The sequence below is a fragment of the Protofrankia symbiont of Coriaria myrtifolia genome (assembly GCF_900634755.1).
Classification (GTDB): Bacteria; Actinomycetota; Actinomycetes; order Frankiales; family Frankiaceae; genus Protofrankia; species Protofrankia coriariae.
Genome location: NZ_CAAAFS010000264.1, coordinates 1 through 6,032, shown reverse-complemented (window position 1 = coordinate 6,032; position 6,032 = coordinate 1). Strand labels below are relative to the sequence as shown.

Sequence of the window (6,032 nt, the reverse complement as noted above, 5' to 3'; positions counted from 1 at the left end):
ACTGCCCCGGCGGTGGCCGTACCCCAGCGCCCGGTCGCCGCCGGGGGGTTGCGGATGCTCGGCGAGTTCACCGGGTCGGGCCTGCGCGGCCAGGTCTTCCTGGCCCGTCGGCGGGACGGCCAGGTCATCACGCTCACCGGTCTGCTGCGGCACATCGTCGACGCCGCGGACGGCAGCCGCGACATCCCCGCGATCGCGCGGCGGGTCCGGGCGGTCAGCGGGCGCGCGGTCAGCGCGGACGACGTCGTGTACCTGCTGGCGACGAAACTGATCCCCCTCGGAGTGATCGCGGACGGTCACGGGGCCACCGCGACCCCCCGAGCGACCCCGCTGCTGGGACTCGCCGGCCGTCGCACGCTTGTGCCGGAACCGGCCGTGGACACGCTCGCGCGCCTGCTCGCGCCGCTGTTCCGGCCGGTGGTCGTAACCGGCGTCCTGGCCGCCCTGGTCATCGTGGACGCCTGGCTGTTCACCTCGCTGTTCACCTCGGCCGGTGCCGGCACCGGCATCGGCGCTGATTCCGGTGTCGACGCGCGGATACATCACGTGCTGGCCAGCCCGGCGCTCATCCTCACGGTTCTCGGCGGCACGCTCGCGTCCATGATCTTCCACGAGTGTGGCCATGCCGCCGCCTGCCACTACGGAGGCGGCCGGCCGGGGGTGATCGGATGCGGCATCTACCTGCTGTGGCCGGCCCTGTACACCGACGTCACCGACGCCTACCGGCTGGACCGCGCCGGCCGGCTGCGCACCGACCTCGGCGGGGTGTACTTCAACGCGATCGTCATCGTCGGCCTCGGGACCGCCTACGCGATCAGCGGCGCGGACACGCTTGCCGTCATCGTCCTGCTCGTCCACCTGGAGGCGTTCCAGCAGCTCGTACCGGTGGTCCGGCTGGACGGGTACTACATTCTGAGCGATCTCGCAGGGGTCCCGGACCTGTTCGCCAGGATCGGGCCGGTGCTGTCCACCCGGCTGTACCAGGCGCGTGAGCGCTGCCGGCGGTGGGCGCACACCGAGGGAGGACGGCACCGACGCCGCGGCCGTCACCATGACCGGATCCGCAGCCTGACCCGTGGCCGTGCTCGGAGCCAGAGCCGGCAGCGGGGCAGCGGTCAGGCCCCGGATCCGCGGGTGGCGGCGCTCACCCACCGGGCGCAACGGACGATCACGGTATGGGTGCTGGTCGTGGCGCCGCTGCTGGCCACCAACCTCGTCCTCATCATCATGATCGCTCCGAGCGTGGTCGCCCGGTGCGTGGACGCGGTGCGGGACCGGGCCGGGCTCGTCGCGCACGCCGCCGGGGCGGGGCAGCCGGCAGCCATGATCGCGGATGCGCTGGGCGTCGTCGTCCTCGTGCTCCCGGCGGTCGGCATCGTCTTCCTGCTGTCGCGGCTGGCCGGCGCGGGTGTTCGGGCGGCGGTCGCCATCGGGCGAGGCGGCCCGGGGCGTGCGCTGGCCGCCGGCCTCGGCATGATCGTCGTGATCGGGGCCGTCCTGACGTCCTGGCTGCGCTGAGCGGACGCCCCGAGACCGGGGCGCCGGCAGGGCAACCTGGGGCCAGGATGGACGGGTGGGCGACGTTTCCCGGACCGGGGTGGCACGGGTGCCCGGCGACCTCGGCAGCATCGGCAGCACACACCCGCGGGGCAGCTCCGTGCAGGCGCAACTGGCCCGGATGGGCTTCACCAACGTGGACAGGTTCGCCGTCACGGTCCGCCGGCTCGGCCTGGTCGACCACGACGACGAGCGTCCGTCCGGTGCCGCCGGTGCCGCCGGTGCCGCCACGCCGTCCGGCGATCTTTACGACAACGCCCTGCTGGCGGAACTCGCCAGGGCCGCCAATCCCGACCTCGCGCTCGCGGCGCTCGAACGGATCGTGGAGACCGCGCCAGCCGATGTCGGACGTGACCTGCTCACCGTCCTGGGCACCCGGCCCGGCCTGCGCACCCGGCTGGTGGCGGTGCTCGGGGCGAGCGCCGCCCTCGGCGACCATCTGGTCCGGCATCCCACCGACTGGCGGGTGCTCGCCGACGACGACCTGATGCGGACGCCACCGGACGCCGACCTGACGCGGGCGCGGCTGCTGCGCGCGGTCGGGGCGGGCCCGGACATGCCGCTGCCCCGGGCCGCCGGCGACAGCACCGAGGTCCTCGACGCGTTACGGGTCGCCTACCGCCGATCCCTCATGATCCTGGCTGCGCGCGACCTGACCGGCGCGGTGTCCCTCGACGACGCCACCGCGGAGCTGGCCGACCTGGCGGCGGCCGCGCTGGACGCGGCGCTCGCGGTCGCGCGCTCGGCGCTGTCACCGTCGGCGCCGCCGGCCCGACTGGCAGTCGTCGGCATGGGCAAGTGCGGCGGCCGGGAGCTGAACTACGTCAGCGACGTCGACGTGCTGTTCGTGGCCGAGCCCGGTGACGACGGCCGGCCGGCCACGACCAGCGCCGCGCGGACCGCCGCGCTGGGCACGGCGACATCCCTGGCCGTGGGCATGGTCCGGGCCTGCGGGGCGGTCACCGGCGAGGGGACGCTGTTCCAGGTCGACGTGGGGCTACGGCCGGAGGGGCGCGACGGCCCGCTGGTGCGGACCCTGGCCAGCCACGACGCCTACTACCGGCGCTGGGCGCGGACCTGGGAGTTCCAGGCGCTGCTGAAGGCCCGCCCGATCGCCGGCGACCGGGAGGTGGGAGAACAGCTGTGCGCCGCGGTGCGGCCGCTGGTCTGGTCGGCGGCCTCCCGGCCCGGTTTCGTCGCCGACGTGCGCGCGATGCGCCGCCGGGTGGAACGCTCCCTGCCCAGAGCGGACGCCGACCGTGATCTCAAGCTCGGCCCCGGCGGGCTGCGCGACGTCGAGTTCGCCGTCCAGTTGCTCCAGCTGGTGCACGGCCGGGCCGACCCGACGCTGCGTGCCGTCTCGACGCTGCCCGCGCTCGACGCGCTCGCCCGCGGCGGCTATGTGGGACGCCGGGACGCCGCCGGCCTCGCCGACGCCTACCGCTTCCTGCGCGGTACCGAGCACCGCCTGCAGCTGCAGCGCCTGCGCCGGGTGCACACCCTGCCCCGGGACCCGGCCGAGATGCGCTGGCTGGCCCGTTCCCTCGGGTTCGCCACCGCCGAGCGGATGGAGGCCGAGCACGCCCGGGTCGCCCGGTTCGTCCGCCGGCTGCACGAGCGGTTGTTCTACCAGCCGCTGCTGGAGGCGGTGGCCAGGCTGTCCGCGGAGGAGGTCCGGCTGACACCGGCGGAGGCCCGCGACCGGCTGGCCGCCCTGGGCTTCGCCGACACGGGGCGTGCGCTGCGTCACATCGAGGCGCTGACCAGCGGTGTCAGCCGGACCGCGACGATCCAGCGCCGCCTGCTGCCGGCGATGCTGCACTGGTTCGCTGACGCCGCCGATCCCGACGCCGGCCTGCTCGCTTACCGCCGGGTCAGCGAGGCGCTCGGGCACACCCCCTGGTACCTGCGGCTGCTGCGGGACGAGGGCGGCGCGGCCGAGCGGCTGGCCCGCCTGTTGGCGGCGAGCACCTACGTCGCGGACCTGATGCAGCACGCCCCGGAGTCGGTGCGGCTGCTGCGCACCATCGACGACCTGCGGCCCAGCGGCCGCGAGCAGCTCGTCCGGGTGCTGATCGCGATCGCCCGCCGCAACCCGGCCCGGGAGCAGGCGGTCGGACGGGCCCGCGCGGTGCGCCGGGTCGAACTGGTCCGGGTGGCCTGCGCGGACCTGCTCGGGCTGCTCGACGTCGCCGCGGTGGGCCAGGCCCTGTCGGACGCCGCCGCCGCGACGATCGAGGCGGCCCTGTTCGTCGCGCAACGCCGCTTCGAGCAGGAGACCGGCCGGCCGCTCCCGGTGCGGATCGCTGTGATCGCGATGGGCCGGCTCGGCGGGGAGGAGCTGTCCTACGGCAGTGACGCGGACGTCGTGTTCGTCCACGAGCCGGTGGACGACAGCAGAGGTTCGCTCACGGACAGTGAAGTCGCTGCCGCGGCGGGGTCGGTGGTGGCCGAACTGCTGCGGCTGCTGGCCCTGCCGGCTGGCGCCGACCCGCCGCTCGTCCTGGACGCGCAGCTGCGCCCGGAGGGGCGGGCCGGGCCGATGACCCGCACCCTCGCCAGCTACGCCGCCTACTTCAACCGCTGGTCGCAGGGCTGGGAGGCACAGGCGCTGCTGCGGGCGCGCCCGGTCGCGGGGGATGCCGCCCTCGGTGAGAGGTTCTGCGCGTGGGTGGACGGGATCCGCTATCCGCCGGCGCTGCGGCCCGGTGTGGTCGCCGAGCTCGTCCGGTTACGCGGCCGGATGGAGGCGGAACGTATCCCCTCGGGCGTGGACCACACCCTGCACCTCAAGCTCGGCCCGGGTGGTCTCGCCGACGTGGAGTGGGCCGTGCAGGTGCTGCAGCTGCGGCACGCCCACCGGGTGCCCGCGCTGCGTACGACGTCCACGCTCGCGGGGCTGCGCGCGGCGGTCTCGGCCGGGCTGCTCGACCCGGCCGAGGCCGCGACGCTCACGCAGGCGTGGACCACGGCGTCCCGCATCCGTAACGCGATCATGCTGGCCCGGGGGCGTCCCGGGGACGTGCTGCCCCGTCAGCCGCGGGCGTTGGCCCAGGTCGCCGGCGCGCTGGGCCGTCCGGCGGACCAGACCGAGACGCTGATGGGCGACTACCGGCGCGGTGGCGCGCACGCTCGCGCGGTGGTGGAAGCGGTGTTCGCCCGCGAACTGGACAACGGCTACCCGGCCGGCGCGGACGGGTAGCCGTCGGTTGCTACGGGCTGTTATGGGGCTGCTGTAAGGCTGCTACAAGGCTGCTGTGAAGCTGCTGTAGCAGCTCAGACGGTGACGACCGCGTTCAGCGACTCCTTCTGGCCCGGGATGGCCAGGGACGGCCTGGTGCCCGCCAGCGCACTGCAGCAGGTGTCGACGATCAGGCCGGTGACCAGGTAGGGGTCCATGTTGGCGTTGGGCCGGCGGTCCTCGATCCAGCCCTTCTTGGCCTTCTCCACCGCCCACGGGATGCGGACCGACGCGCCGCGGTCGGAAGCACCCCAGGAGAACCTGTCGTACGGGGCGGTCTCGTGCTGACCGGTCAGCCGCTGCTCGATCCCGTCCCCGTAGTTCTTCACGTGCTCCAGGACGCGGGTGCCCAGTGCTTCACACACGGTAACAATGGCGTCCCAGCTTTCCATGGTGGCCCTGGTGGAGAAGTTGGTGTGCGCGCCCGCACCGTTCCAGTCGCCGGGAATCGGTTTCGCCGCGAACGACACGGTGACGTCGAAATCCTCGGCGATCCGGTGCAGCAGCCAGCGGCCGACCCATATCTGGTCACCGATGGCGGGCGGCGGGAGCACGCCGATCTGGAACTCCCACTGGGCCATCATGACCTCCGCATTGGTGCCCTCGATGGCGAGGCCCGCGTCGAGGCACGCCTGCGTGTGTCTCTCGACAATCGCACGGCCGACCATCTTCTCGCCGCCGACACCGCAGTAGTAGGGACCCTGGGGGGCCGGATAGCCCACCTCGGGCCAGCCCAACGGCCGGCCCTGCTGGAAAAAGGTGTATTCCTGTTCGATACCGAACAGCGGCTGCTGGTCGGCGTACTTCTCGTAGGCCTGGCGGCAGAACGCGCGGGTGTTGGTCGGGTGCGGGGTGAAATCGGTCAGTTCGACCTCGCACAGCACCAGGACGTTCTTCCCGCCGCGCAGGGGATCCGGACAGGTGAACACGGGCCGCAGGACGCAGTCCGAGTTGGATCCCGGCGCCTGATTTGTGCTCGAGCCGTCGAAGCCCCAGATGTCCGGTTCCTTGCCGTCGGCAACGATACGGGTTTTGCTCCGCATCAGGGGCTCCGGCCTGGTGCCGTCGATCCAGATGTACTCGGCCTGGTAACTCACTCATACTCCCCGTGGTTGGCATGGCACGTAGCGGAGTTTCTCGTCGCGCACCTGCGGATTGTTCCGACCCGGGCCGCGGGTGCCAGGAGGGTCCGTCCGGATCTTCGCCGGGTCCGGTTTCCACGCCGTTCCACCAC

The 6,032-nt window shown here is 73.3% G+C and carries 3 protein-coding genes; 2 read left to right on the top strand and 1 reads right to left on the bottom strand.

The genetic code is table 11. The features are described 5' to 3' along the window. Together CM1CMNOD_RS14935 and CM1CMNOD_RS14930 are read left to right on the top strand one after the other, a co-directional pair. A partial coding sequence (locus CM1CMNOD_RS14935; RefSeq protein ID WP_165001728.1) for a hypothetical protein occupies window positions 1-1,518 on the top strand: 1,518 nt, incomplete at its 5' end. A gap of 55 nt (window positions 1,519-1,573) precedes the next feature. After that, window positions 1,574-4,759, top strand: a complete 3,186-nt coding sequence (locus CM1CMNOD_RS14930) for a bifunctional [glutamine synthetase] adenylyltransferase/[glutamine synthetase]-adenylyl-L-tyrosine phosphorylase (protein ID WP_013874432.1) — start codon at window positions 1,574-1,576, stop codon at window positions 4,757-4,759. A gap of 74 nt (window positions 4,760-4,833) precedes the next feature. On the opposite strand, the gene glnII is transcribed toward CM1CMNOD_RS14930, so the two are convergent. Beyond that, on the bottom strand, window positions 4,834-5,895 hold the full coding sequence (gene glnII, locus CM1CMNOD_RS14925) for a glutamine synthetase GlnII (RefSeq protein WP_013874431.1): 1,062 nt from the start codon (window positions 5,893-5,895) through the stop codon (window positions 4,834-4,836). Between the last annotated feature and the right edge of the window lie 137 nt (window positions 5,896-6,032).